The sequence below is a fragment of the Marinobacter sp. SS13-12 genome, from assembly GCF_030227115.1.
In the GTDB taxonomy this organism is placed as follows: Bacteria; Pseudomonadota; Gammaproteobacteria; order Pseudomonadales; family Oleiphilaceae; genus Marinobacter.
In genome coordinates, this window is sequence record NZ_JASSUA010000001.1 from 1,774,236 (window position 1) to 1,796,635 (window position 22,400).

Below are 22,400 nucleotides of genomic sequence, written 5' to 3' on the forward strand. Positions count from 1 at the left end.
TTTTTGTGGCCACATTTCTGGGTGTCGGATGACAGGACGTTTGAGCACCGGAAGGAATAGCCTGAACTTTCAGTTCAACCCTGACAGGAGGTTGTCATGATTGGTATTCCTTTGGGGCTGCTCACCGCCAATGCGGTGGAGTGGGTCACCCACAAGTATGTGTTGCATGGCCTGGGCCGGAACCGCAACAGTTTCTGGCGTTTTCATTGGCACGAGCATCACCGTGACGTGCGCAGGAACGACTTCCATGACCCGGCCTACGAAAGGTCGCCCTGGGGCTGGCATGCCCAGGGCAAGGAGGTTGCCGGCCTGGTGGCGGGGGCGGTTGTTGTAACTCCGATGTTGCCGGTTGCGCCCTTTTTCGTGGGTACGCTGTATTTCTGTGCCTGGAACTATTACCGCGTTCACCGCAAATCCCACCTGGACCCCGAATGGGCGAAGACGCACCTGCCCTGGCACTACGATCACCATATGGGGCCAAACCCCAATGCAAACTGGTGTGTCACCCGCCCCTGGTTCGACCATCTGATGGGGACCCGGGAATATTTTGTGCCCCGGTAACTATTTTGTCGGGCCGCTGACCCTTCATTTCCATGCAGTTATATTTAAATACAAAATAAATATATCTTATTGGTGGGATAGGGAATATAAGAGAACGTGGCTGAATTATGACTCAGCCCGGACAGACCAACTCAAAAGCGCATTCATAGCGTTTCTTGCGAATAAATAAACAGTTGCGAGCGCGTGAAGCATCCCGGAATGAGTAGCATTATTGCTCACTTCCATTGCCGCCCATATAAATATGGACGGAATAAAGTAGTAGGAAATAAACATGAATACGATTCAGAAACATACAAAATCGCTAATAGCGATTTTTATTATAATGTTAACAGTCTCCCTCTCGGCTTGCTTTAGTGGCAGCGGTAGCAGTGGTAACAGCTCAACTACTTCCACGGGTAGCGAGCTGAGCGTTACCGCTACCGGCCCTTTCAATGATGCAGCCGGTGTAGGCACCAACAGTGTCGTCACCGCCACTTTCAGTGAAGCGATAAACGCAGATACGCTCGATACCTCCAGCTTTACGGTGGGTCCTGATGGCGAAGTGCCGATGACGGGCACGGTTAGCCTGGATAGCGAAACCAACACTGGTATATTCCAGACCAGTGGCGGCGATTTCGCAGCCAGCACAAAATATACGGCCACCATAACTACCGCCGTGAAGTCTACGGATGGCAAGGCACTGCCAAGCAACTACCAGTGGAGCTTTACCACAGGCGCTGGTGCTGATCTCGAACGACCTACGATTACGGCCAGCGACCCCGTTGACCTGGAAACGGGCGTAGCGATCAACCGGAACATTTCCGCCAGCTTCAGCGAAGCGATGAACGTAGCGACCATCAACAGCTCAACCTTCTTCGTGACGGATCCCAATACCAACCCGGTCGCCGGCACGGTAGAGCTTGTTGGCACTACCGCCATATTCACTCCTGCGAATGACCTTGCCATTAGCACCAAATACACCGCCACAGTCACCACTAGCGCTGAGGACCTTGCGGCAAATGCGCTGGCAGCCAGCTTTATCTGGTCATTCACTACCGGCGACAGTGTGGCGAAGGGTCCAGCACCGGTAACTCTTGGTACCGCAGGTGATTACGTGATTCTGGCGAAAACCGGGATTTCCACCACCGGCACTACTGCCATCACTGGCGACATCGCACTCAGCCCGGCTGCAGAAAGCTTTATCACCGGCTTCTCCCTTGTCCGGGATGCAACTAACACTTTTTCTAAATCAAGCACTGTAACCGGCAAAGTTTTTGCGGCCAACATGGCAGCACCTACACCGTCCATGCTTACAACCGCAGTAAGCGATATGGAAACCGCTTATACCGACGCTGCTGGACGCTCAAACCCTGACGCCACTGAACTCGGTGCCGGCAACATCAGTGGGCTGACCCTCACCCCGGGCCTCTACAAATGGAGCAGCGGTCTGGATATTGCCACTGATGTGACACTGTCTGGTAGCAAGAACGATGTGTGGATTCTACAGATCGCTGGTGATCTCACCGTGAGTAACGGCGTTAAAATCGCCTTAGCGGGCGGCGCTCTGCCGAAGAATGTGTTCTGGCAGGTAGCTGGTAAAACTATCTTCGGCACCACAAGTGACATCAATGGGGTCTTCCTCGGCAAAACCCTGATTGACCTTCAGACCGGAGCCACCTTCAACGGTCGGGCACTGTCCCAGACAGCGGTCACCCTGGACGCGAACGCGGTTACGCAACCGGCACAGTAATAACCGAAGCAGTTACGCTGTAAAGTAAAAAGGACCCCTCGGGGTCCTTTTTTATGAGCCTTAATTACATGCCCCGGCCTCGAAGAAACCGTCAGAGGTTTCTTTTACCCAGGTATAGGTTCCTGAAAGGGCTCCCAGCGTGTCATCACCGCCGGTGCTGAAATAGCCGCCGGCATAGTACGCCCGTCCCGCAAGATCATGGTTAAGATTGGTGTCGTTCCAGTCCTGGCAGGCAAACTCGCCACCGCCATCATTTCCGCCGTCACCACCATCTCCAGAGCCGCTGCACGCCGCAGGTTCGCTGGCGTACCAGAGCCCCGGTTCACCCTCGTGCAGGGTGACACTGCTCCAGGTGTCAAAGGAGCCGCCAATGTCTACATCATCACCGGATGTCAGTGCCCGCAGGTCGTAGGACCCACCTGCATAGGCCCGGCCTGCGGAGATGTGGGCGTTTGGTGAGGCGGTGGCCTGCTCGCAGGTTTCAATGGGGGCGTTGGGGTCGACGACATTCACGGCTCGGTCTTTGGTGGTGGTGTTGTCGTCGCTGTCGGTGGCAGAGTAGGTGCAGGTATAGGAGCCTGTGGTTGATGTGTCCACATCGCTACAGTCAGCGTTCACAGTCAGGGAGCCATCGTCGGTGTCTTCGCCGGTGGCGCCGGGGTCGGTGAAGGTGGTGTTGATGTTCACCGTCATCGGGTTATCGCCAATCAGGGTGATCACCGGAAACCCTTCCGGATCAGTGCCATCGCGGCTGTTGCGGCTGAAGAAATCCCAGATCATGTCCGGGTAACTGGGGCCGACCCGGATGGACCATTTGCCATTATTGCCATGCTCACCGCCAACCCAGTAATGGCCGTGGTCTGTGTCCTGTGTGTTCGGGGTGGATAACGGTCCGTCTAGGTAGACGGTTTCTACCAGGGAACGGGAGCCCAATGTGCCGTCCCGGGTGTAGCGTATGTGCTCGCAGCTGTAGTTGTTCTGGTAGTAGGGCGTGCACGCAGTGGATGAAGCTTCCGCTTCAGCGGGTGTATCAAAGGCAGGATCCCCAAAGACCTTGAGGTGGGCGTCCCGTGTGTTGTCGGCAGCTGTCTTGAGTACGGTACAGTCGTTCTCGTTCTGCAGAACCATCAAGGGGATGGGGTAGGTGTCATCCAGTTCGTTCTGCATGTCCGACACTACCCGGGATACGCTATGGAAAGTTGCGCTTCCGGGACACTGTCCGGATAACGAGACAGAGGCGGAGTCTTCACCATAGGGCAGGCCTGATGCCGGTGCTGCGGCTGCCCAGTATTCATTGTGTGCCACGGAGGCGACAGTGGCCATGGCACCTCCGGAAGACAACCCGGTGATAAACCGACGATTCGGGTCAATGCTGAAGTTGGCCTCCACGGCCTGTGCGATCTGGTGCAGGTCCTCAACTTCTCCAGCGCCTTCGTGGCGGTGATGGTCAAACCAGAATCCCCAGCAGTTCTCGTTGCGCAGCCCGTCATAGCTGGTGATAAACGGTGCCACCAGGATAAAGCCGTATTTTTCTGCCGCTTCGGTCAGACCCCAGTCATTCAGGACGTCGTTATTGGTCTGTTTGCAGCCGTGCAGTGCCATCATCATCGGCGCCGGCGTGGAGAGGTTGTCTGGCACGTACACTTTATAGTCCCTGGCGCGGGACTGATTGTAGCCCTGTTGAGGCTGGGTATAGGAATGGGTCTGGCCGGCGAACGCAGGTTGTATCGTGATGCTGAGAAACACCGACAGGATAAGCGCGGACAGTGCCGGGCCGCCGTATCCTGGAATGGACGGAAACGTCATTGTTGTAGCTCCTTTCTTGGATTTATTGTTCGGCAACTACAAACAAGGAAATATCATGCCAGGGCTTCAACTGGTTGATTTGGGGTCCTGATCCTCTGGCTCCGTTCCGGATGTGGTCGGAATTCCGGACGGGTTGTCTGGATTGTCGGACGCCTTCGACGAATCTTCATCAGCTTCCGATGCCGCCGATTCCTCGAATTCGGTGTTCCGCGGGTCAAGTTCTGAGACGCCCAGGGCCGCCTCCGGGGTTGTGGTGTAGTAGTGTTCCTGCCGGGTTACTTTGGGATGGCTACGGCCAGGTCCCACCAGCATGAACAGGATCAGGCCGGTGAGTATCAGGGCGTTGCTGATAAACAGGCCCCGTGCTCCCAGTAACTCCATGAACAGGGCGCTGATGAGCGGCCCTATAATGCTGCCCAGCCCGTAGCTCAACAGCAGCGCCGTGCTGGCGGCGGTAACCTGATGGCTTTCCATCAGATCATTGGTGATGGCAACAGCGATGGGGTAGATCGCAGCACTGAGCCCCATGTATAGACCAACAAACAACACCAGAACAACGACGCTGTTGTTGCTGATGGCTGCGGCTATGAGGCTGCTGACAGCGGCGACAATCGCCACAACCAGCATCACGCGGTAGCGGTCGAAATGGTCGCAGATTCGGCCAATGGGCCAGGCCAGCAGCATGGCGGCCACAATGGCTGACGCCATGAAGTTGGAGAGCTGGTCAAGCCCGAGACCAATCCGGTTGGCGAACACTGGCCCCATGGCGTAAAACGCACTTATCAGCAGTCCGGCAATGAGTGCGCCCAGGGTGCCTGCTGGCGACTTGCGGTACAGCTTTGTCAGTGAAAGCCGCTCACTCCTGGCAATACTCGGTGATTCACGACGGGTCAGTGACAGGGGAGTCAGAGCCAGTACAACCAGAACCGCCGCGAGGGAGAAGGGGATAAACCCGGATGGGTCGGCCACGCGGATCAATACCTGCCCGCCGGCCGTGGAGAGGAAGAAGACAATCTGGTAGATGGCAAACAGGCTAGCCCGGTTGCGGTTGTCAGCCTTGCTGCTGAACCAGCTCTCCATAACGATCATCAGGCCTGCCATTACAAAGCCGCCCACAGCACGGAGCGCTCCCCACAGATTGGCTTCGATCGCCATGGGATAGATCAGTACGGAGGCTGTGAGCACAGCTGCGAAGACGGCAAATGCACGGATGTGACCGACTTTCTCAATAATTCGCCCGGCGTACAGCGTGCCGGCCACAAAGCCGATAGAGTAGAACGCCAGGATCCAGCCGATAACACCGGCACTGAACTCCTCGATACTGAGCCGGAGGCCGAGCAGGGTCATCAGGAAGGCGTTGCCCATGATGAGCAGGATAATGCTGACTATCAGTGAAGAAAGGCTGACGATGGTCCTTTGCATCGGTCCTCCATTCTGGTTGATGATAAACAACGTATTCCGCAAGTGACGCCTTTACAGTTTCGTGGGGGTGGATGCAGGGATTAAAAGGGGCATACTCGGTGACACGGTCTATTGTTCGGCTTTGAAATCATGAGCTAACGGTCTGGCATGGAACGCTTCCGGCCCGGGTTTGATGTGTTGCTGCGTAGTGCTGGTCAATCCTGCGTGTTGTTGATAATCGCTGCATTGAATCGCTCGATTACCTCAACGGGAACCTCCAGTGAGAAAATATAGTGCAGAGGATCCGCGACCTGTTCCTTGATAATGAGCCGCTGTACCGCAGGAGGGAAAGTCCCCGTGAGCATCCTGGCAACGCCATCCTCTGTGATAAAGCCGTCCAGACGGTTGCGGGTCAACATTTCGATCATCTGCTCGTTGCTGCCCAGGTAAACCCGCTCAACATGATCTTTGTTGTCGTCCAGAATGCGCTCCATTTTTTCGCCGTAGAAATTGCCGCGGAATAGCCCCAGGCGACTTCGGCCTCCGTGTGCTGGCGTGGACTGGAGCCAGTCGTGAAGTGAAACTGAACGGCCTTGGTCGTATGCTTCACTTTTGGTAATCAGGATGAATTGCTCCTGGCGGTAAGGAAGGGAGTAGCGGGAAAATTCGTCGCGCTCTTCTGAATAGCTGGCGCCGTATAAGAGGTCGAGCGAGCCCTTGCTCAACATGTGTAATGCGCGCACCCAGGGCACCTGGATCATATCAAGACTGCAGCCAGCCGCATCGGCTGTGGCTTTCAAAAGATCGTATTCAAGGCCGTAAAACTGACCATTCTCGAATTCAAAATAGGGAGGCCAATCATCCCAGCCGACCCGTAATTCACATTCGCTGCGTGACTGTTCCGCCAGCGTCGATGAACACATAAAGGCCAGACTCGCCAGTAACAGGCTAAAAAGCGACGAACGGTACCTCATTGCTTTTCTCATATATAGGAGATGCATCTATACAGAGCTTATCCCCTCTTGACGCCGGCGCCTAACCTATTTTGGTAATCGTGCCCTGAGCGACGGCGACTACCCGCTCCTCACCGTCGTTAATGGCCACCACCTGGCACTGGCATACCGCCTGTCTTTTTCCTGCTGAAATCACGGTTGCCCTGGCGAGTAATGTTTGCCCCAGGGCGGGCCGCAGGTAGTTGATCTTGTATTCGGATGTGACCGAATCACCCAACACCGAACCGCCGGCATAGGTCAGGGCATTGTCTGCCAGATAACTGACTACGCCCCCGTGGACAAAACCATGCTGCTGCTTCAGTTCGTCCCTGACTGCCAGGGCCAGCTCAGCTTTCCCGGGTTCAAAGGCCCTGAGTTCTGTGCCCAGAAGCACACTGAACGGTTGTTGCTCGAGTATGTTTTTGCCGAAGTCGAATAGCTCGCTCATGGCTATATCCTCAGTTCGGTGATGCCCCGGTTTTTTTCGTGTGCTTGATGTTCATGCAGATCAGGGCATGAAACACCTGCTGGCCCGACGTGTCGGTGACCGATACCGGTACCTGAATTGTCCCATCCTCAGACCAGCTCAGTTCAGAACCATCTGCAGTAGCAGTCAGATCGGTTTTGGCTTTTTTGAGATACTTCACTGACATGCCGGATGGAATCCAGCGAGCTCCCAGGGGAATCGATGCATCGGTCATCAGCCCGCCGGCGAGTTCAGCCATGTTGCACATGGCAATGGCATGCACGGTTTTCAGGTGGTTAGTGACTTTGCGGCGTTTTTTCATGGTGACCACGCAGCGGCCCGGTTCGAGGATTTCTACGCGGGGTGCGATGCTGGAGAAGTAAGGGGCAGTCAGGCAAACCGCACGGCTGAACAGGGCTTTACCCATTGGTAAGCGGTTCATGCGGTTGTACAGGCGGATGATGTCCATGGCATTGCTTCCTGATGATGAAATAAGGGCCTACCAGGAAATCATGCCAAAACGCAGAAGTTATTTCTAGAATAATATTCTAAATCTGTTGTGCCAGGGACCTCCAGGCGCTATCGGCGAACACAGGCGCATGATCGCCTGGAGGTGTTGGCACCCGGCCGGACAGCCACGCCCGACAGTAATTTTCGGACTGCCCGAGTAGCAGGGACGGATACGTTTCCTTCGGCAGAGAGCGGATGTCCCCCAGCTTTACGCCTTCGGCCAGCCATTTGTGCAGCACGCTGTATTGCTCGCGGTTCCTTACGGCAAGTTCTTCCCCGAACGGGCCGGCCGCCACACTGGAGCGGGCGAGAAACATAAAGCGGGCCAGTTCGGGCTGCCGGGTGACCCAGTCCATATAGCTGTGAACGAGCTCCTCAATGACAGTTTTCGGGCTATTCGCACGCTCGAGTTCTGGCCACATTACGGCTTTGTGGTCATCCAGTGCGGCAAAGAACAGTGCGGCTACCAGTCCTTCCTTGTTGCCGAAATGGTGGTAGATGGTCCCCACACTGGTGCCGGATCGCTGGCGGATGGTGTCTATTGTTGTGGACTCGATCCCGCTTTCCAGAAAGCACTCCAGTGCGCATCGAAGAATGTGGCGCTTCGTGGATTTACGGGCTCCGGGTAGCACCCGTTCGAAGGTATCTTGCAGCATTGGTTCCTCTGAAATGCTTGGGTTATGAGGGGGCGGAGATCAGACTGGCGCTACACCAAACAGCCACTGATGAGCCCAGAACACCATTACCACATACACCGCAAGGCCGCCTACGACCGCAATGGCATCGTTCGCCTTGCTCGCCGGCAGTGTCGGGATTGACCGCTGGGTTCTGCGCTTCATGGAAATCCGGTCGACCACGGCCCATGCCAGGAAGGAGCCGAACAGCAGCAGGTCGTGCAGCATGCCGTTGGCAAGCAGGTGGGCAAGTGCCCAGAGCTTGACCGCTACCAACATCGGATGCGCCAGTTTTGCCTTGATCTTGCCAGGAAAATAGGTGGCGAACAGCAGGGGAAAGATCGGGATCAAAAGCAGCATGGCCAGGTGTCTGAGCCAGCCTGGCGGGGTGTAGATCACGGTCGGGTCCATGCGGGCGGCGCCGTAGCCCCAGATGATAAGCACCAGGCCGATCAGGGAGGCCACGGAATAGAGCCCCTTGAAGGCACCCTCGCCCATAGAGGCACGCAGGCGATTGCGCAGCGGTTCGTTGACGATGGATAGTGAGTGCACTCCGAGAAACAGAACCAGGCCAACAATCAGTGTGGTCATTTGCAGAACTCCTTGTCGTTTGATTGATCGGGCCATTTTTCCTGAATGGCCCTGCCAGGGAAAATCTCAGTCAGTATAGCCGCGCAAACCGAGACAGCACATTCCTGAGGGTTTATCATCCCGAGCCTGTTCCACCGGATTGAAAAGGCGCCCATGAAGTTTCCCAAGGTCACCGTTGTACTGGTATCCGCAGCCCTGGTGTTTGTTGTCTGGGAGCAAACCCGGGAGCGGCCGGAGCCCGTTGATGCCAGCCGCTTTACCAATCTGTCTGCGAATCCGGTGGAGCGAAGTGTCGCCACGGACTGGGTGGTTACCCGGATTCCTGCACTGTGCGAGGATGCAACCGGACAAGACCGTGACGCCAAAGCCTTCTCGGAGTGCGTATCCGGGGCCGAAGCCAGGACGTCGTCCTGCCGACGTGGGGTCTACGACAGGTTCCCGAGTGTTATTGCTTCGGAGGCTGTGTTCCGGGATCTGTCCATTACGGCGATGAATTGTCTGGTTCCCCGATCTGGAGTGGTTGAATAGAATGTCTGAAGATCCGCTGAAAGCCCTGTCCGATATGGCCAGTGATGCCCATGCCCGCATCCAGGCGGCCCACCAGCATATCAATCCGGTGGTGGAAGTTCGCCGCAGTATGCGTGATGCCGGCATACCGGCCGATGTGATGACCATCGACTGCCTGCGCACCCGCCGGCGCATAACACTCATCCTGCATGATGAGCAGCCAGGCGCTCTGCTCTATCAGTTTGTCACCATCGACGATGAGGTGGGTAATGACTTCAAACAGGTGGCGTTGTCTGATGTAGATACGACGACACTGTTTGACTGGATACAGGATTACTTTGGCTGAATCCGGCTGCTCCACCGTTTACCGCTTGAAGAACCTCGGGTTGCGTTCGATGAATGAATCGATCCAGCGTTCCAGGAATGATTTCTGCTCGGGATTTTTCAGGTAGCGCCAGCCCAGGACCGAAATCACCAGCGCGCCCACCGCATCGACGATCAGGTCCCACATGGTGTCCGTCAGCCCCGATGGGTCGCCCAGCATCGGCTTCTGCATGTTCATGCCGAACACGGCATCCATGGTGAATTCGAAAATCTCCCACAGCGCGCCAACACCCAGGGCAAACATGAAGGCGAAGAAGGCCACGAAACCGGGGTTCATATGCACGTGTATTTTCTCGGTTTCGTTCATGATGTGGACCAGCAGGAAGCCAAGGATGCCCAGCAAAAAGCCGGACATGGTGTGCAGTGCCATATCCCACCACCAGAACCGGGTGTAGTAATCGCGGATCTCGCCCAGGAACAGGGAGGCGAACACAAACACGATGGCAGCAAGCTGCAGTTCTGGTGGGATGTGGATCCGGAAGCGGCGCTCAAACAGCAGCGGGAAAAAGGTGATGGCAATAATCATTGCTGTCAGGAACGCAGTAAACCAGCGCTGACCCCAAACGGCGAATACCGTTTCAGCAAGCAGGATAAGCTGCAGTGCAATGGTGATTCTCTGGTGGGTAATCCGGATGCGCATGGGTCGGAGGCTCAAGAAATCAATGTGTTAACCCTACCACAACATGACTGATGCTTGCCGCTGGTTTGCCGTGGCGGTGTTTGTTCCAGTCTGTGGTGTATGTATACACAATTTTATACACGAAAAGCATTCAATCAGCGCCTCGTTCAAGGCTAGGATTGGTGGGTGACACAGTCTGATAAAAAAAACGGGGAATTTTCGATGACCAATGCGGCGGTTGGCTGGTCATGAATATCTGGCGGGTGTGGCGTTGTTTGTTTGCGATCTCGTTTGTGCTGGCCGGGAACCTTGCGCTGGCAGAAACCCAACCCGTTACGATCAACGCTTCATCGCCGATTCAGCCCCATTTTTCCGTCTGGGAGGACCCGGAGGGAGAGGCGGGCCTTCAGCAGGTTATCGCGCTGGCTGACAGTCAGTGGCACGAGGTGCCGACAGGCAGTGCGACCTTTGGCATCACTTCCTCTGCGTACTGGATAAGATTTGCGGTTGAAAACCGCACAGCCGACATCCTCAATCTGGTTGCCGAACTGGCCTATTCACAACTCGATGATGTTGTATTCCATGTGTTTGCAAATGGTGAGCCTGTTCAGGAATTCCGTACCGGCGATGCGAGGGCTTTCTATCCCCGACAGGTTGACCACCCGAATATGCTGTTACGGTTTGATTTGCAGCCGGAGCAGGTCAAGACGGTGTATGTCAGGGTGGAAACCGCCGGATCGATGATCCTGCCACTCAATATCTGGCGCGAGAACGACTTCTTCGGTGCCGCGGCAAACGAACAGAAACTGCATTTTTTCTACTATGGCAGCCTCACGGTGATCATCCTGATCAACCTGGCGGTCTTCCTGACCCTTCGGGAGAAGCTGTACCTCTATTACGCACTGGCCATTGCCGGGTACTTGCTGTTTTTCGCATCTATCAAGGGCTACAGTTTTCAGCTCCTTTACCCCCAGTTTCCTGCCATTCACGCCCGCGTCCTGTTGGTGTCGATGCCGGTACTTGCGCTGTTTTCGGTGCTGTTCTGCCGTGAATTGCTGAAAATCCCCTCTCACAGCCCGAAGCTGGATGTCGCTATCCGGGCCATGATCGGCTTCGAGATTATCAATTTCATAGCCGCGCTCACGCTGAGTTATAACGCGGCGGTTTTACTGTCGGCAGTTTCCGCGCTGTTCTTTTTCTCGCTGCTGTTTGTGGCCGGGCCCATCACCTGGGCGGCGGGTGTTCGGTCCGGTGCGTTTTTCACATTGGCCTGGACACCACTGACAGTCGGTGTATTGGCTACGGCTGGTCGGGCACTGGGGTTCTTTCCGGAAAACTTCCTGACCGAGCACGCCATGCAGATCGGCTCCGGCCTTGAAGCGTTCATCCTGACTCTGGCTCTGGCTGACCGCCTGTACCGCGAGCGAGAGGAAAAAATCCAGGCGCAGGCGGATGCTTTGAGTAAGGAAAAGGCCCGGAACGAGGCACAGAATCAGCTGAACGAAGCCATGACGCATGATCCGGTGACCGGCCTGCCCAACCGGAACCGCTTTGAGCGGATGGTCAACGAACAACTGCAACAGGATCCCGGTGGCCACTACATGGTTGGGGTTGCCCGAATCACCCGTCTGGATGAAATCAACCGCACGCTCGGGCTCAGCCGGAGTGACTGGCTGCTTCAGCGGTTGGCAAACCAGATGACGGATCTGGCCAGAACACTCCCGTTTCTGCACCGGAGCCCGGATAGCCATGGGCATCAGGATCTTGTGTACCAGTTGTCCGGTGACACGTTTGGATTGCTGGTTAATGCCAGTGCGGTACATGACAACTTTGACGGGCTGAACAGCGCGCTGAAACAACTGGCGGAACCGGTTGTGCTGGACAAACTCGCCATTGAGCTGCATCCCCGGTTCGGTGCCGCAATTTACCCCGAGCATGGCGATAACGCCGCAGTGCTTGTCCGTAATGCCCACGTTGGTATGGAGATCACGCCCCACGGCCCTTATGAAACCGGGGTCTATTCGCAAGAGTACGATATTTACAGCGAAAGCCGGCTGACGCTGATGTCTGACCTCAGGGAAGCACTGCAGGAAGATCGTACCGAACTCTATTACCAGCCGAAACTGTGCCTTGCCAGTGATTCTGTGATCGGACTGGAGGCGCTCATTCGCTGGAATCACTCGGAGCGCGGCTGGGTTTTACCTGCGGATTTTATTCCGCTGGCAGAAGATACCGGCGTCATCACACAACTGACGCGCTGGGCGATTGACCGTGGCATTCGTGACCTGGCGAGCTTGTCGGATTACTATCCGGAAATGGGTGTTTCCATCAATATCTCCGCCCGGGATCTGGTATCGGGAGAGTTGGAGGGATGGATCCTGTCTGCTTTGCAGCGCCATGAGGTGAAAGCCGAGAGGCTCACTCTGGAGCTGACAGAAACAGCGGCCATGGAGGATCCCGAAAAGGGCCTGGCGGCTCTGAAAGCGCTGGCCGATACAGGGATCAAAATCTCCATCGATGATTTTGGAAGCGGCTATTCGTCACTGTCTTACCTCAAGCAACTGCCAGCAACGGAGTTGAAGCTGGATCGGTCATTGATTGAAGATATCCTGACCAGTGAGAGCTCAAGGGTGATCGTTCAAACCGCGGCCAACATGGCTCACAGCCTTGGCTATCAACTGGTGGCCGAGGGTGTTGAAAGCGCCCGGGCGGCCCGGTTGTTGGGAGAACTGGGGTGCGACAGGCTCCAGGGGTTCTGGTTCTGCAGGCCGCTGCCATTGGGGGAGCTCAGGGAATGGCTGGTGTAGTGGCCAACACACAAACTCTTTAAGGAAGCTGCTGTTATGTCTGGACAAACTGTATGGATTACCGGAGCGTCCGCCGGTATCGGTGAGGCGCTCGCTGTTCGATTTGCGCAGGACAGTGCCCGCCTGGTTCTTTCTGCCCGGCGTAAGAGCGAACTGGAGCGCGTTGCCCGTCGTTGCCGTGACGCCGGCCTTGCGGCTGATGAGGTACTGGTGCTGCCTCTGGACGTGACTGACTGGGCGTCGTTGCCCGGGGCGGTCCAGACGGTGCTCGATACTTTTGGCGCCATTGATCTTCTGGTTAACAACGCCGGTGTTTCACAGCGCTCATTGTGCAAAGACACCGATATGGCGGTCTACCAGAAACTGATGGATGTGGACGTAATGGGCCAGATTGCGCTGACCAAGGCGGTGTTGCCCCATATGCTGGAGCGCGGTGCCGGGCATCTTGCCGTGACGTCCAGCGTTGCCGGCAAAGTAGGCGTGCCCCTGCGAACCGGCTACTGCGCGGCCAAACACGCGGTTATGGGCTTTTTTGATGCCCTCCGTGCGGAAGTAGAAGGGCAGGGGGTGCACGTATCGACGATTACTCCCGGTTTTATTCGCACGGACATCTCCCGCAATGCGCTTGCCGGCGACGGCTCGGCGTTTGGTGAGGAGGACGAGGACATTGCCGGCGGCATGGATGTCAATGAATGCGCCGAGGTGGTCTTCAAGGGCCTGCAAGCTAAGAAGCGTGAGATTCCGGTAGGCAAGGGCAAGGAAATGGCCGCGCTGTGGATCAAGCGGATCTCGCCGGAGGCGCTGTTCCGCATTACCAGAGCTCGTTCCTAGGGCCAGTTAAAACCGATAGTTCAAACCAACTGCGACCCAGAGGCGCGATACGCCCTTCTGAATCACTTTCCGCGTCATTTCCAAGGGAGTCGATCGTCGCGTCACCGTATTCATGGCGAGGACGTCCGCTTTCCTGGAATGACTTCTGTGATGCTGTATTTGCGTGTAAACATGGTTTTCCGATTCAGCCAGACCAGTGCTACAGCAACAAGCGCAAAGAGGTAGGTGTCGTAGGGCTGTGCTTCTGGCCAGACCGGATTAATCAGCATGAAATGAAACAGCGCCGGTAGCAGTATGCTTCCCCGTGAGGCATTGAAGAGCGGTGTTACGATAACGCTCAGGGCGATAGTGCCCAGGAAGAAAGGCATAAACGACCACGCACTTTGCTGGGTGCCGCTGAGCAGGAAGGCCGGGGTATGCCAGAGTCCCCAGATAATACCCAGAATCAGAGCGGCCCAGATGGGGGCCACCTTTCGCTGTAGCAGGGGCAGTGCCAGTCCACGCCAGCCAAATTCCTCGATGGGGCCCTTGATCGCGATAAGAATCAGCGCCCCGAGAAAGGACAGAATCGAGTCGAATGGAAAGCCTGTCTCGGAAATATTGCCCTTCATGAGCGAACCAGCCACAAACACCAAAGGGACTCCGATTAGCAGAAATGCATACCACCCCCGGGGACAGCGCCAAATCAGAAAACGGCCAAGATATCGGCGTAGACCTTCGATGCCCGACAATCGGAAAACCACGATAAAGGCCGCAATGGCCGGGGCCCAGACCGCAAGGTAAAACAGGGGGTGTTGACCGGTAATTTCGCCAAAAACACCGACCATGGTCTCTGGTAAAAAAATGAACGCAGCGAGGATTCCCCAGGCAATTCCGAACGTCAGCGCCAGAAATAATGCCAGCGAACCGAATGGGATAGTTTCCGGTTGAACGGTTTTGCCTGGAGAGGGCATAGGTAGTGTCCCGGATGCGGATGGCTATTGGGCGAACCGTTCTCGCTGTACAGTTCATGGTAGGCACGAAAAGGCCGGGCGGTACAGACAGGCGCCTTCAGATTTTGGCTAACCGGATGTTCTCTTGATATGCGTCAAGAATGGCCCGCCGATTGGTAAGATACTGGCTAACACAACGTTGCCTGAAGGCGGCATGTGAGGGCGAGATGAACTACTCAGACTATGCAAAGGAGACCTGGCGTCACCTGGCGCTGGACAACGCGGTGCAAGATTATTCGGTGCTCGTGCATTATGCGACGTTGGCGGCGTCCAGTCACAATACCCAGCCCTGGATTTTCAAACTGGAAAACAACCGGATACGGATTCTTCCGGATCTGTCACGGCGATGTCCGGCTGTGGACCCTGATGACCACCACCTGTACGCGAGCCTGGGCTGTGCCGCCGAGAATCTGCTGCTGGCAGCAGAAGCGGCGGGGCTGAAGGGCCACTGCTCCTATGATGCCTCAACCTCGGGGGTCAACATTGATTTTGAGGAAACAACGCCTTTCCGGTCGCCTTTGTTCGAGGCCATTCCCCATAGGCAGTGCAGCCGCGTCGAGTACGATGGTTCGCAACTCTCTGCCGAGCAGTTGCAGCAATTGGAGAAGGCCGGGCAGGGTGATGGAGTCTCCATCATTGTGTTCACTGATGGTGAACAGAAGGAACAGGTCGCGCGATATGTGGCGGAAGGCAATGCCGCCCAGTTTGGCGATTCAGAATGGGCCCGGGAGCTCAAGTCCTGGATTCGCTTTAACGGTTCAGAGGCGGTGACAACAGGTGACGGTCTGTATGGACCGGTCATGGGCAACCCGGCAGTGCCGCGATGGCTGGGTTTGATGGCGATGCACTTCGGGTTCTCTGCGAAGAAGCAGAGCCAGAAAGACTACCGTCACATCCGGAGTTCATCCGCGATTGCAGTACTGGTTTCTGAGATCGACGACAGGCCCCATTGGATTGAGGCCGGTCGGTGCTACGAGCGACTTGCCCTGCAGGCAGCCGCGTTGGGCCTGAGTACGGCCTTTATTAATCAGCCGGTTGAGGTGGCTCCGTTGCGAACGAAGTTTGCCCGTTTTCTGGATGTCGGGAATCGACGGCCGGACTTTATCGTGAGAGTTGGTCGCGGAGCGAAAACGCCACGATCCCTGCGACGGCCGCTGGAGCAAGTTATCAAATGAACCTGGGCAGCGCTGTGACTCCAAGCGTGAGGAGCCACAGCCTGATCAGGTATTACCGGTCGAGATACTGTGAGAGGTGAAGCGCAAAGGTGCCATTGTCCTCAGCGCTGTACCCTGCATAGAATTTGTCGCCGTCTATGGCGATACTGCCGGTGGTAATCTGCACGTTCCGGTTCACCTTCGACTCCGCGACCCGGCTGCCATCACTCTCATACTTGGCATTGTATCCTCCGCCTACGACGAGCAGGTCGCTTCCGCTCAGAGCAGCGTCTTTGACGATGCCATTGCGTGAGGTTTTGTTCCAGATCACCCGGCCGCTGCTGTCCAGTTTGGCAATACGGTGACCGTCGGCGTTGGAAGCACTTAGCAGCAGGTCACCACGGTAGTCCTCGAATACCAGTGCAGGGCCGGGCAGGCCGTAGCTGGTGTAGGCGGCGCTGAAGTTTCTGCTCCAGAGCTTCTCGCCATGGGCCGAATAGCGGGTGATGCGGGCAGCGCCGTTTTCTTCCAGCAGTTGGGAGGCCACGATGTCGCCGTTCATGGTGAAAATCACCTTTCCGGCTGCCCACTCTTCGGTTGTGCCGGCGTGCTGCCAGAGACGCTGACCGTTGGAGCCGTAGAAGCTCACCGCCTGTCCGCCACCGACAACGAACTGGCCAGCTGCGTTCGCCTGCACCGAATGTCCGCTGTGGTCGTCGTGCTCCACTTGCTGCAGCAGCTTGCCTTCCAGGCTGAGAATCCGGGTGCTGGGGCCGGTGGTGTAAAGCTTGTCGTTGCTGAGGGTCAGCGCGCGCATTTCCTCGCTGTCACTGAGTTGGCGGCGCCAGCGTTCGTTGCCGTCGGCATCGGTGCTGATCAGCCAGGCACCACTGGACGAGCTATCGCCCTGCGCCTTGAACTGGTTGAGCAGAACATACACATTGTCCTGATGATCAACGGCCATCGCCACGGCGCTGTCGTCGCTGCGGTAATCGCCGGTGGCGAGGTCGAAATCCCGGGCCCAGATCCGTTGGCCGCTGTCTGTGAACCGGGCCAGCACCAGATCGTGCACCCGGTTTTCCAGCCCTGCACGGATCGTGGTTCCGGCCACGATCACATCGCCATAGCTATTGACGGCCATGTCGTCGAGCCAGGTGAGGCGGTCGCTTTCAACGTCGGCTTTATGGTTGTACAGGCTGACCCATTCCGGTTGAATGGTCGCGGTACAGGCCGCAATCAGAACAAGGCTGAGTAGCAGGGTAATGGTTTTCTTCTGTGTGTTACGTTGCACGGGAACAACACTCCATTGTAAAGGTGAATATCCATGGGTTACTGCGCTCACGGAAGCTGTGTTGTTCTTGGAATCGCTTGGTAAGCAGGCGAGGACGACTATATTTGAAGGGATTAGGTAATACATACTAGGCCCCGAATACGAGAGCCTGATCATGTTCAAACGTGCCTTTGTTATTTTCGGGATAGGGCTTTTCTCACCGCCCGTGGCAGCAGATCCCGAAACGGACACCTGTATCGTCAGCGACGTCCAGCCCGAGTCAATCGACCTTGACCAGCCCCGCGACCAGTTGGCACGCCAGAGCGATATGGTGATCCCGGAAGGCGCCCGTATCGGCCAGGTTCGTATTATTCGCCGACCGATTTTTGATGTCAGTGATCCGGACCAGGACAATGTTTTTTACCGCACCCTCAACGCACTCAATACCCCCACCTGGGAGTCGGCCCTGCGTGCCCAGCTGGTGTTCAGCGAGGGCAATGTCTACCAGCCGGATGCCATCGCCGAGTCCGAACGCATTCTCCGTCAGCGCGAGTACCTGGCCGCGGCCTGGGTTGGTGTCACTCGTGTCTGCGGGGATGAGGTGGAGGTGAGTGTTCTGGCACGGGATACCTGGACGTTATTTCCTACGGTCGGAGGGTCGCGTTCCGGTGGCGAGAACACCACCAACACCGGTATTTCCGACCCGAACTTTCTCGGGTCCGGTAAGAGCGTGGAGATTTCCTACACCAGGGACCCTGACCGCACCGAGACCGGCATAAACTTTGATGATCCCAATGTTCTTGGTTCCCATTGGCAGTCGGGGTTTTCCTACGATAAACGCAGCGACGGCCGTGGTCGCAGTGCCTACCTGGAGCGTCCATTTTACAGCGAACGCACAGATTGGCGCTTCGGGCTCAGCGGCGTGGACGACGTACGGGAACAGTCCCGTTTCGTGGGTGCCGAGGCCATTGCTGATTACCACCGTAGCCAGGAATTCGTCAGTGTTGACGTAGGCTGGCGGCTGGCGGAGCAGGATGATCGCCAATGGAGGCTGCTTGCCGGCTGGCGTTATGATGCGCTGGAATTTGAACGCCTGCCGGATGAGCCCGACCTGGACATACTGCCGGAAGACCGGACCCTGAGCTACCCATGGATCGGTTTTGACTACCGCGAAAACCGCTTCCGGGAGATGACAAACCTCACTCGCCTGCAGCGGGTTGAGGATGTCCGGGATGGGTTCGTGTGGCTGACAGAGCTGGGTTATTCATCTCCCGGACTGGGAGCTACAGAGGATCGCGTCGTATTGAACATGGAATTCGAGGATGCGCTGCTGGCTACCGAAACCGACTATGCCCGCTACGGGCTCAGCCAGAGTGGCAGCTATCGTCTGGATGAAAACCGTGTCGAGAATCTTCAGGGCACACTCGATCTGGAGTACTTTCACGGTGGTTCCGTGCGGTGGACGAGCTGGTATACCAATCTGTCTGTTACTGCAGCCCATAATCTGACCGCGGACCAGCAGCTATTAATCGGCGGTGAGAACGGCCTCCGAGGATATCCGAGTGACTACCAACAGGGTAACCGGCGAGCACTCTGGACGCTGGAGCGGCGCTATTTTCCGGACTGGCACCCGTTCAAGCTGTTCCGTCTGGGTGGTGTTCTGTTCACTGACGTAGGTCGTGCCTGGTTCGATGACGGACGCAACAATGGCCCGGCTGAGGGCGTCCTGAAAGATGCGGGGTTCGGCGTGCGGCTGGCCTCAAACCGGATTGAAGTACAGCGGATGCTGCACCTGGACTTTGCTTTCCCGCTGGACGGGGACGACAGCATTGACCAGGTGCAGGTGTTGCTGCGGGGTCGAACGCAGTTCTAGGCGACGGTTCTGTGATCAGGCCTGGTGCGGCCAGCATGACTGGTCGTGGATGATCGTTCCATCCAGTTATTCGACAGAGCCGCGATAGCCGGACGGCGTTAACCCAAACCGGGCCTTGAACGTCCGGCTGAACTGGCTGGAATCATTGAAACCGCAGGCCAGGGCGATGGCGGTGATTTTATGCCCGGGCTGGCGTAGCAGATCTCGGGCCCGGGTCAGCCGCTGTTCCTGGACGTATTGATAGGGTGCACAGCCGAAGGTGGCACGGAACAGGCGCGCGAAGTGATAGGGGCTGAGGTTTACCCAGCCTGCCATCTCCGCGAGGGTCAGCGGCTGGTCCAGTTGCTGATGGATGCGCTCCTGCAGCAGCCTGCGATAATGCAGAGAGAGCTGGCCGGTGACAGCAGGCGGTGTCCTCTGCGCTGTGGAGTGGCGGCTGACCACCTGCAACAGCAGCCACTGTGCCAGATGGTCCATTGCCATGACCTGGCCAGGGGCCTGCCAGTCGCTCAGCGCCAGCAACTTCCCGGCCTGGGCCAGTACCGGGTCTTCAGCATGGTAGAGCTCGGCAAGCTCGACGTTGTGTGGTTCGCAATCCCAGGTTTGCTCTGCGCACTGGGTTATGTCGAGGTCATTAAAGTAGAAATGGAAGAATTCGAACTGACCGCCGATCTTCCAGGTGGAGCGGCTGCCCGCCGGAAACAGGCAAACGGCACCGGGGAACCCCTGGCTCACGGCCTGCCCATTGACGATCCGTCTGGCTTTGGCACCCTCGTTGATGTAGATGCTCAGGGCGTGGTGGTTAGGCCGCTCATAACGCACTTCCCCCTTGCGGTTCTGCCACTGCGCCAGCGCCCGCCCCTTATCCAGTTCCATCAGTTTCTGTGGCGACACGCCGGCGGCTTTCAGCGTGTCTACGATATCGCGGCGATTCTGCCGGGGCTTGGTCGGTGAAGCGTTTGTGGGTATTTGGTCGGTATCCATAGCGGGCCTCCGCAAGAATCATCCATGGTTGCGCAGGATCTGACAAGTCTTGCCCTCTCCAACCCCTTACTCTGTCCTTGTCGTTTGGTTACGTGCAACTTTTTTCTGGAATACCTGCCATGCCTGTTTCTGCTCATTATGCTCTCACTGTGCTGATATGGGGCCTTACCTGGACAGCTATTCGTTTGCAGGTAGAGTCGGCACCGGTTGATATTTCGGTGTTCTACCGTTTTCTCATGGCCTCTGTTGTGACCCTGACGGTGCTTGCGTTGATGCGACGCCTGCAGAAGCTGAGCCTGAAGCAGCACAGCTGGCTGGTGCTTCAGGGGCTTACCCTGTACAGCGTGAATTTTCTGCTGATCTATCGCGCTGCGGAGTCGATGACCAGTGGCCTTCTGGCGGTGGTGTTCTCGCTGGTGGCGCTGTTCAACGCGGTTAATGGTTGGTTGTGGCTACGGCTGAAGCCCACCGCCCGACTGTACCCGGCCGTGGCACTGGGCATAAGCGGCGTCGCGTTGTTATTCTGGCATGACCTGCAGTTGGGTAACGCAACCGGTGCCAGCATACTGTTTGCCGCTGCGGGTACTTTCTGGTTTTCCATGGGGAACCTGGTGAGCATAAAGGTGCGACTGGCAGAGATCCCCCTGCTGGTCGCCAATGCCTGGGGCATGGTCTACGGTGCCTTGATCCTGGGTGTCTGGTGCCTGATTCAGGGGGTTGAGTGGGTGGTGCCCACAACAGCCACCTTCTGGAGTGCAACGGTGTTCCTTGCGGTTCCCGGCTCCATCATTGCCTTCTATTCCTATATCACAGTGATTCAGACGCTGGGCGCTGACAAGGCGGGCTATGCAACGGTGCTGTTCCCGATCGTGGCCTTGAGTGTGTCCACCTGGCTGGAGGGTTTCGAGTGGACCATTACAGCGGTGTTGGGAGCGATACTGGCCATACTGGGGAACTACGTGTTGTTTCGTCGACCCGGTCAGAAGACGTAGCGTCTGCTGTATACTGCGAACGAAAACACTCCCGGAAAATAATGGACGAGCGCAATGACAAACAGAGTTGATATCCATTACTGCACAGGCTGCCGCTGGCTGCTACGTTCAGCCTGGATGGCACAGGAACTGCTGACCACCTTCGAAGGCGAGCTGGAATCGCTGGCGTTGCATCCGGGAAGCGGTGGAATTTTCGAGGTGTGGGTTAATGAAAAGCGGATCTGGTCCCGCAAGGAGCAAGAAGGATTTCCGGAGATCAAGGTGCTCAAGCAACTGGTACGGGACGAAATCGACCCTGAACGCTCGCTCGGACACGTGGATCGCTGAAGCCCGGGACCAACGAGTCTACCCGGGCTCTCCTGTTACGGGCCTGGTGCCCTCAGAAGGAATGCCCCAGTAATCCCAGAACGCCCAGAACGATCAGGTAGCCTGCCACGATATAGTTGAGCAGCTTTGGAAATACCAGTATGCCAATGCCTGCACCCAGACTGATCAGGGGGGCAAGTTCAAGGTGAAGTGTCATACGTCTGGTCTCCTGCAATGATTATTTTCTGACGAACGCCAGGAATCCACCCGCAACAACGGCTGCGGCGCCACCAATCAGGTACCACATGGTTTCATCCGTAAAGCGACCAGTGAGCGTTTCAGTAATCTGGTCCCCCACTGATTGTGTAGACTGGTACCCGAAGAAGAGCAGGGCAATACCAACCACCAGCAGAACTAGGCCAATGAGTTTCGTGCTTCCCATTCCAATTTCCTTATAGTGTGCTTGTGGAACCAAATCTCAAGGCCCAAAGTAGCCCTGAACCTGCCAGTGTAGCAGGTGAATGGGGCAGGGTATCTTACCGGAGTGCAACTGTTAATGACTGCCATGACCAACGACGAAATGAACCAGGTCCTCGAATTGAATGGTGAAGAGCGATACGACTACTTCCTGAGCCTGGTGGGTGAAGAGCGGGAAATCTGGATTCTGGTGAATGCGGAGAACCGCTTCCTGAAGATCGAATCGGACGACGGTGCCCTTGCTCATTTGCCGGTATGGCCCAGCTCGGCGTTTGCGATGGAGTACGCGAAAGGTGCCAGTGACCTCTCCCCGAAAAGTATCTCGCTCCCTGATTTTTTCAAAAAATGGGTACCTGGCCTGACCAAAGACGGCCTGGAGGTAGGTGTCTTTCCCGGCCGCGATGACACACTGTGGATAACAGAGCCAGAGGAGCTGAAGCGCGACCTGCAGGACGAGATGTCAAGCTTCTGAAG

Annotated in this window: 24 protein-coding genes; 11 read left to right on the forward strand and 13 right to left on the reverse strand. The window is 56.5% G+C overall.

Annotated elements, in window-relative coordinates:
• Positions 1-96: 96 nt before the first annotated feature.
• Positions 97-561 carry a hypothetical protein gene (locus tag QPL94_RS08180; RefSeq protein ID WP_285356701.1) on the forward strand — a complete coding sequence of 155 codons (465 nt, stop codon included), beginning with the start codon at positions 97-99 and terminating at the stop codon, positions 559-561.
• A 322-nt stretch (positions 562-883) separates the two neighbouring features.
• On the forward strand, positions 884-2,290 hold the full coding sequence (locus tag QPL94_RS08185) for an ice-binding family protein (protein WP_285356702.1): 1,407 nt from the start codon (positions 884-886) through the stop codon (positions 2,288-2,290).
• A 60-nt stretch (positions 2,291-2,350) separates the two neighbouring features.
• On the opposite strand, the gene QPL94_RS08190 is transcribed toward QPL94_RS08185, so the two are convergent.
• The 7 genes from QPL94_RS08190 to QPL94_RS08220 all read right to left on the reverse strand — a co-directional run bounded on the left by QPL94_RS08190 (position 2,351) and on the right by QPL94_RS08220 (position 8,730).
• Positions 2,351-4,096, reverse strand: coding sequence for an extracellular catalytic domain type 1 short-chain-length polyhydroxyalkanoate depolymerase (locus QPL94_RS08190; RefSeq protein ID WP_285356703.1), 1,746 nt, complete (start codon positions 4,094-4,096; stop codon positions 2,351-2,353).
• A gap of 66 nt (positions 4,097-4,162) precedes the next feature.
• Positions 4,163-5,518 carry an MFS transporter gene (locus QPL94_RS08195; RefSeq protein ID WP_285356704.1) on the reverse strand — a complete coding sequence of 452 codons (1,356 nt, stop codon included), beginning with the start codon at positions 5,516-5,518 and terminating at the stop codon, positions 4,163-4,165.
• A 194-nt stretch (positions 5,519-5,712) separates the two neighbouring features.
• Positions 5,713-6,471 (reverse strand): substrate-binding periplasmic protein, encoded by a 759-nt coding sequence (locus QPL94_RS08200; RefSeq protein WP_285356706.1) that lies wholly within the window; start codon positions 6,469-6,471, stop codon positions 5,713-5,715.
• A 61-nt stretch (positions 6,472-6,532) separates the two neighbouring features.
• Positions 6,533-6,937 carry a PaaI family thioesterase gene (locus tag QPL94_RS08205; RefSeq protein WP_285356707.1) on the reverse strand — a complete coding sequence of 135 codons (405 nt, stop codon included), beginning with the start codon at positions 6,935-6,937 and terminating at the stop codon, positions 6,533-6,535.
• Between the two features lie 10 nt (positions 6,938-6,947).
• Positions 6,948-7,424 carry a hotdog fold domain-containing protein gene (locus QPL94_RS08210; protein WP_285356709.1) on the reverse strand — a complete coding sequence of 159 codons (477 nt, stop codon included), beginning with the start codon at positions 7,422-7,424 and terminating at the stop codon, positions 6,948-6,950.
• A 79-nt stretch (positions 7,425-7,503) separates the two neighbouring features.
• On the reverse strand, positions 7,504-8,121 hold the full coding sequence (locus tag QPL94_RS08215; protein WP_285356711.1) for a TetR/AcrR family transcriptional regulator: 618 nt from the start codon (positions 8,119-8,121) through the stop codon (positions 7,504-7,506).
• Between the two features lie 39 nt (positions 8,122-8,160).
• Positions 8,161-8,730, reverse strand: a complete 570-nt coding sequence (locus tag QPL94_RS08220; protein ID WP_285356714.1) for an NnrU family protein — start codon at positions 8,728-8,730, stop codon at positions 8,161-8,163.
• Between the two features lie 153 nt (positions 8,731-8,883).
• Here QPL94_RS08220 and QPL94_RS08225 point away from each other — a divergent pair, with 153 nt between their 5' ends.
• A complete protein-coding gene (locus QPL94_RS08225) occupies positions 8,884-9,258 on the forward strand; it encodes a hypothetical protein (RefSeq protein ID WP_285356715.1) in 375 nt (124 codons plus the stop codon).
• Position 9,259: 1 nt separating this feature from the next.
• Positions 9,260-9,583 carry a hypothetical protein gene (locus QPL94_RS08230; RefSeq protein WP_285356716.1) on the forward strand — a complete coding sequence of 108 codons (324 nt, stop codon included), beginning with the start codon at positions 9,260-9,262 and terminating at the stop codon, positions 9,581-9,583.
• 18 nt (positions 9,584-9,601) lie between these two features.
• Here the strand turns inward: QPL94_RS08230 and QPL94_RS08235 are convergent, their stop codons facing one another.
• Positions 9,602-10,261 carry a DUF2238 domain-containing protein gene (locus QPL94_RS08235; protein ID WP_285356717.1) on the reverse strand — a complete coding sequence of 220 codons (660 nt, stop codon included), beginning with the start codon at positions 10,259-10,261 and terminating at the stop codon, positions 9,602-9,604.
• Positions 10,262-10,488: 227 nt separating this feature from the next.
• Here QPL94_RS08235 and QPL94_RS08240 point away from each other — a divergent pair, with 227 nt between their 5' ends.
• Both QPL94_RS08240 and QPL94_RS08245 read left to right on the forward strand, forming a co-directional pair.
• Complete coding sequence (locus tag QPL94_RS08240; RefSeq protein ID WP_285356718.1) at positions 10,489-13,047, forward strand: EAL domain-containing protein; 2,559 nt, start codon at positions 10,489-10,491, stop codon at positions 13,045-13,047.
• Positions 13,048-13,083: 36 nt separating this feature from the next.
• The gene (locus QPL94_RS08245) at positions 13,084-13,878 is read left to right on the forward strand and encodes an SDR family oxidoreductase (RefSeq protein WP_285356719.1); all 795 of its coding nucleotides are present in this window, start codon (positions 13,084-13,086) and stop codon (positions 13,876-13,878) included.
• 110 nt (positions 13,879-13,988) lie between these two features.
• On the opposite strand, the gene QPL94_RS08250 is transcribed toward QPL94_RS08245, so the two are convergent.
• Complete coding sequence (locus QPL94_RS08250) at positions 13,989-14,831, reverse strand: CPBP family intramembrane glutamic endopeptidase (protein ID WP_285356721.1); 843 nt, start codon at positions 14,829-14,831, stop codon at positions 13,989-13,991.
• Between the two features lie 206 nt (positions 14,832-15,037).
• On the opposite strand from QPL94_RS08250, the gene QPL94_RS08255 reads away from it, so the two are divergent.
• Positions 15,038-16,045, forward strand: a complete 1,008-nt coding sequence (locus QPL94_RS08255; RefSeq protein ID WP_285356722.1) for an Acg family FMN-binding oxidoreductase — start codon at positions 15,038-15,040, stop codon at positions 16,043-16,045.
• Between the two features lie 52 nt (positions 16,046-16,097).
• Here the strand turns inward: QPL94_RS08255 and QPL94_RS08260 are convergent, their stop codons facing one another.
• Entirely contained in the window at positions 16,098-17,315 is a 1,218-nt protein-coding gene (locus QPL94_RS08260; RefSeq protein ID WP_285356723.1) for a PQQ-binding-like beta-propeller repeat protein, read from the reverse strand.
• Positions 17,316-17,469: 154 nt separating this feature from the next.
• On the opposite strand from QPL94_RS08260, the gene QPL94_RS08265 reads away from it, so the two are divergent.
• Positions 17,470-19,167, forward strand: a complete 1,698-nt coding sequence (locus tag QPL94_RS08265; RefSeq protein WP_285356724.1) for a BamA/TamA family outer membrane protein — start codon at positions 17,470-17,472, stop codon at positions 19,165-19,167.
• 66 nt (positions 19,168-19,233) lie between these two features.
• Here the strand turns inward: QPL94_RS08265 and QPL94_RS08270 are convergent, their stop codons facing one another.
• Entirely contained in the window at positions 19,234-20,151 is a 918-nt protein-coding gene (locus QPL94_RS08270; RefSeq protein WP_285356725.1) for a helix-turn-helix domain-containing protein, read from the reverse strand.
• A gap of 119 nt (positions 20,152-20,270) precedes the next feature.
• Here QPL94_RS08270 and QPL94_RS08275 point away from each other — a divergent pair, with 119 nt between their 5' ends.
• Complete coding sequence (locus QPL94_RS08275; RefSeq protein ID WP_285356726.1) at positions 20,271-21,143, forward strand: DMT family transporter; 873 nt, start codon at positions 20,271-20,273, stop codon at positions 21,141-21,143.
• 54 nt (positions 21,144-21,197) lie between these two features.
• The gene (locus QPL94_RS08280) at positions 21,198-21,470 is read left to right on the forward strand and encodes an Rdx family protein (protein WP_137435326.1); all 273 of its coding nucleotides are present in this window, start codon (positions 21,198-21,200) and stop codon (positions 21,468-21,470) included.
• 52 nt (positions 21,471-21,522) lie between these two features.
• Here QPL94_RS08280 and QPL94_RS08285 read toward each other — a convergent pair whose 3' ends face one another.
• Positions 21,523-21,666 carry a DUF3096 domain-containing protein gene (locus QPL94_RS08285; RefSeq protein ID WP_099617637.1) on the reverse strand — a complete coding sequence of 48 codons (144 nt, stop codon included), beginning with the start codon at positions 21,664-21,666 and terminating at the stop codon, positions 21,523-21,525.
• Positions 21,667-21,687: 21 nt separating this feature from the next.
• Entirely contained in the window at positions 21,688-21,891 is a 204-nt protein-coding gene (locus tag QPL94_RS08290) for a DUF3185 family protein (protein ID WP_137435325.1), read from the reverse strand.
• Between the two features lie 114 nt (positions 21,892-22,005).
• Here QPL94_RS08290 and QPL94_RS08295 point away from each other — a divergent pair, with 114 nt between their 5' ends.
• Positions 22,006-22,398 (forward strand): DUF2750 domain-containing protein, encoded by a 393-nt coding sequence (locus QPL94_RS08295; protein WP_502881516.1) that lies wholly within the window; start codon positions 22,006-22,008, stop codon positions 22,396-22,398.
• Positions 22,399-22,400: the final 2 nt, after the last annotated feature.

Excerpts from the sequence above, each read along its gene's own strand:
- QPL94_RS08180 (WP_285356701.1), top strand. The coding sequence starts at position 97 with ATGATTGGTATTCCTTTGGGGCTGCTCACCGCCAATGCGGTGGAGTGG.
- QPL94_RS08185 (WP_285356702.1), top strand. The coding sequence starts at position 884 with ATGTTAACAGTCTCCCTCTCGGCTTGCTTTAGTGGCAGCGGTAGCAGT.
- QPL94_RS08190 (WP_285356703.1), bottom strand. The coding sequence starts at position 4,096 with ATGACGTTTCCGTCCATTCCAGGATACGGCGGCCCGGCACTGTCCGCG.
- QPL94_RS08195 (WP_285356704.1), bottom strand. The coding sequence starts at position 5,518 with ATGCAAAGGACCATCGTCAGCCTTTCTTCACTGATAGTCAGCATTATC.
- QPL94_RS08200 (WP_285356706.1), bottom strand. The coding sequence starts at position 6,471 with ATGAGGTACCGTTCGTCGCTTTTTAGCCTGTTACTGGCGAGTCTGGCC.
- QPL94_RS08205 (WP_285356707.1), bottom strand. The coding sequence starts at position 6,937 with ATGAGCGAGCTATTCGACTTCGGCAAAAACATACTCGAGCAACAACCG.
- QPL94_RS08210 (WP_285356709.1), bottom strand. The coding sequence starts at position 7,424 with ATGGACATCATCCGCCTGTACAACCGCATGAACCGCTTACCAATGGGT.
- QPL94_RS08215 (WP_285356711.1), bottom strand. The coding sequence starts at position 8,121 with ATGCTGCAAGATACCTTCGAACGGGTGCTACCCGGAGCCCGTAAATCC.
- QPL94_RS08220 (WP_285356714.1), bottom strand. The coding sequence starts at position 8,730 with ATGACCACACTGATTGTTGGCCTGGTTCTGTTTCTCGGAGTGCACTCA.
- QPL94_RS08225 (WP_285356715.1), top strand. The coding sequence starts at position 8,884 with ATGAAGTTTCCCAAGGTCACCGTTGTACTGGTATCCGCAGCCCTGGTG.
- QPL94_RS08230 (WP_285356716.1), top strand. The coding sequence starts at position 9,260 with ATGTCTGAAGATCCGCTGAAAGCCCTGTCCGATATGGCCAGTGATGCC.
- QPL94_RS08235 (WP_285356717.1), bottom strand. The coding sequence starts at position 10,261 with ATGCGCATCCGGATTACCCACCAGAGAATCACCATTGCACTGCAGCTT.
- QPL94_RS08240 (WP_285356718.1), top strand. The coding sequence starts at position 10,489 with ATGAATATCTGGCGGGTGTGGCGTTGTTTGTTTGCGATCTCGTTTGTG.
- QPL94_RS08245 (WP_285356719.1), top strand. The coding sequence starts at position 13,084 with ATGTCTGGACAAACTGTATGGATTACCGGAGCGTCCGCCGGTATCGGT.
- QPL94_RS08250 (WP_285356721.1), bottom strand. The coding sequence starts at position 14,831 with ATGCCCTCTCCAGGCAAAACCGTTCAACCGGAAACTATCCCATTCGGT.
- QPL94_RS08255 (WP_285356722.1), top strand. The coding sequence starts at position 15,038 with ATGAACTACTCAGACTATGCAAAGGAGACCTGGCGTCACCTGGCGCTG.
- QPL94_RS08265 (WP_285356724.1), top strand. The coding sequence starts at position 17,470 with ATGTTCAAACGTGCCTTTGTTATTTTCGGGATAGGGCTTTTCTCACCG.
- QPL94_RS08270 (WP_285356725.1), bottom strand. The coding sequence starts at position 20,151 with ATGGATACCGACCAAATACCCACAAACGCTTCACCGACCAAGCCCCGG.
- QPL94_RS08275 (WP_285356726.1), top strand. The coding sequence starts at position 20,271 with ATGCCTGTTTCTGCTCATTATGCTCTCACTGTGCTGATATGGGGCCTT.
- QPL94_RS08280 (WP_137435326.1), top strand. The coding sequence starts at position 21,198 with ATGACAAACAGAGTTGATATCCATTACTGCACAGGCTGCCGCTGGCTG.
- QPL94_RS08285 (WP_099617637.1), bottom strand. The coding sequence starts at position 21,666 with ATGACACTTCACCTTGAACTTGCCCCCCTGATCAGTCTGGGTGCAGGC.
- QPL94_RS08290 (WP_137435325.1), bottom strand. The coding sequence starts at position 21,891 with ATGGGAAGCACGAAACTCATTGGCCTAGTTCTGCTGGTGGTTGGTATT.
- QPL94_RS08295 (WP_502881516.1), top strand. The coding sequence starts at position 22,006 with ATGACTGCCATGACCAACGACGAAATGAACCAGGTCCTCGAATTGAAT.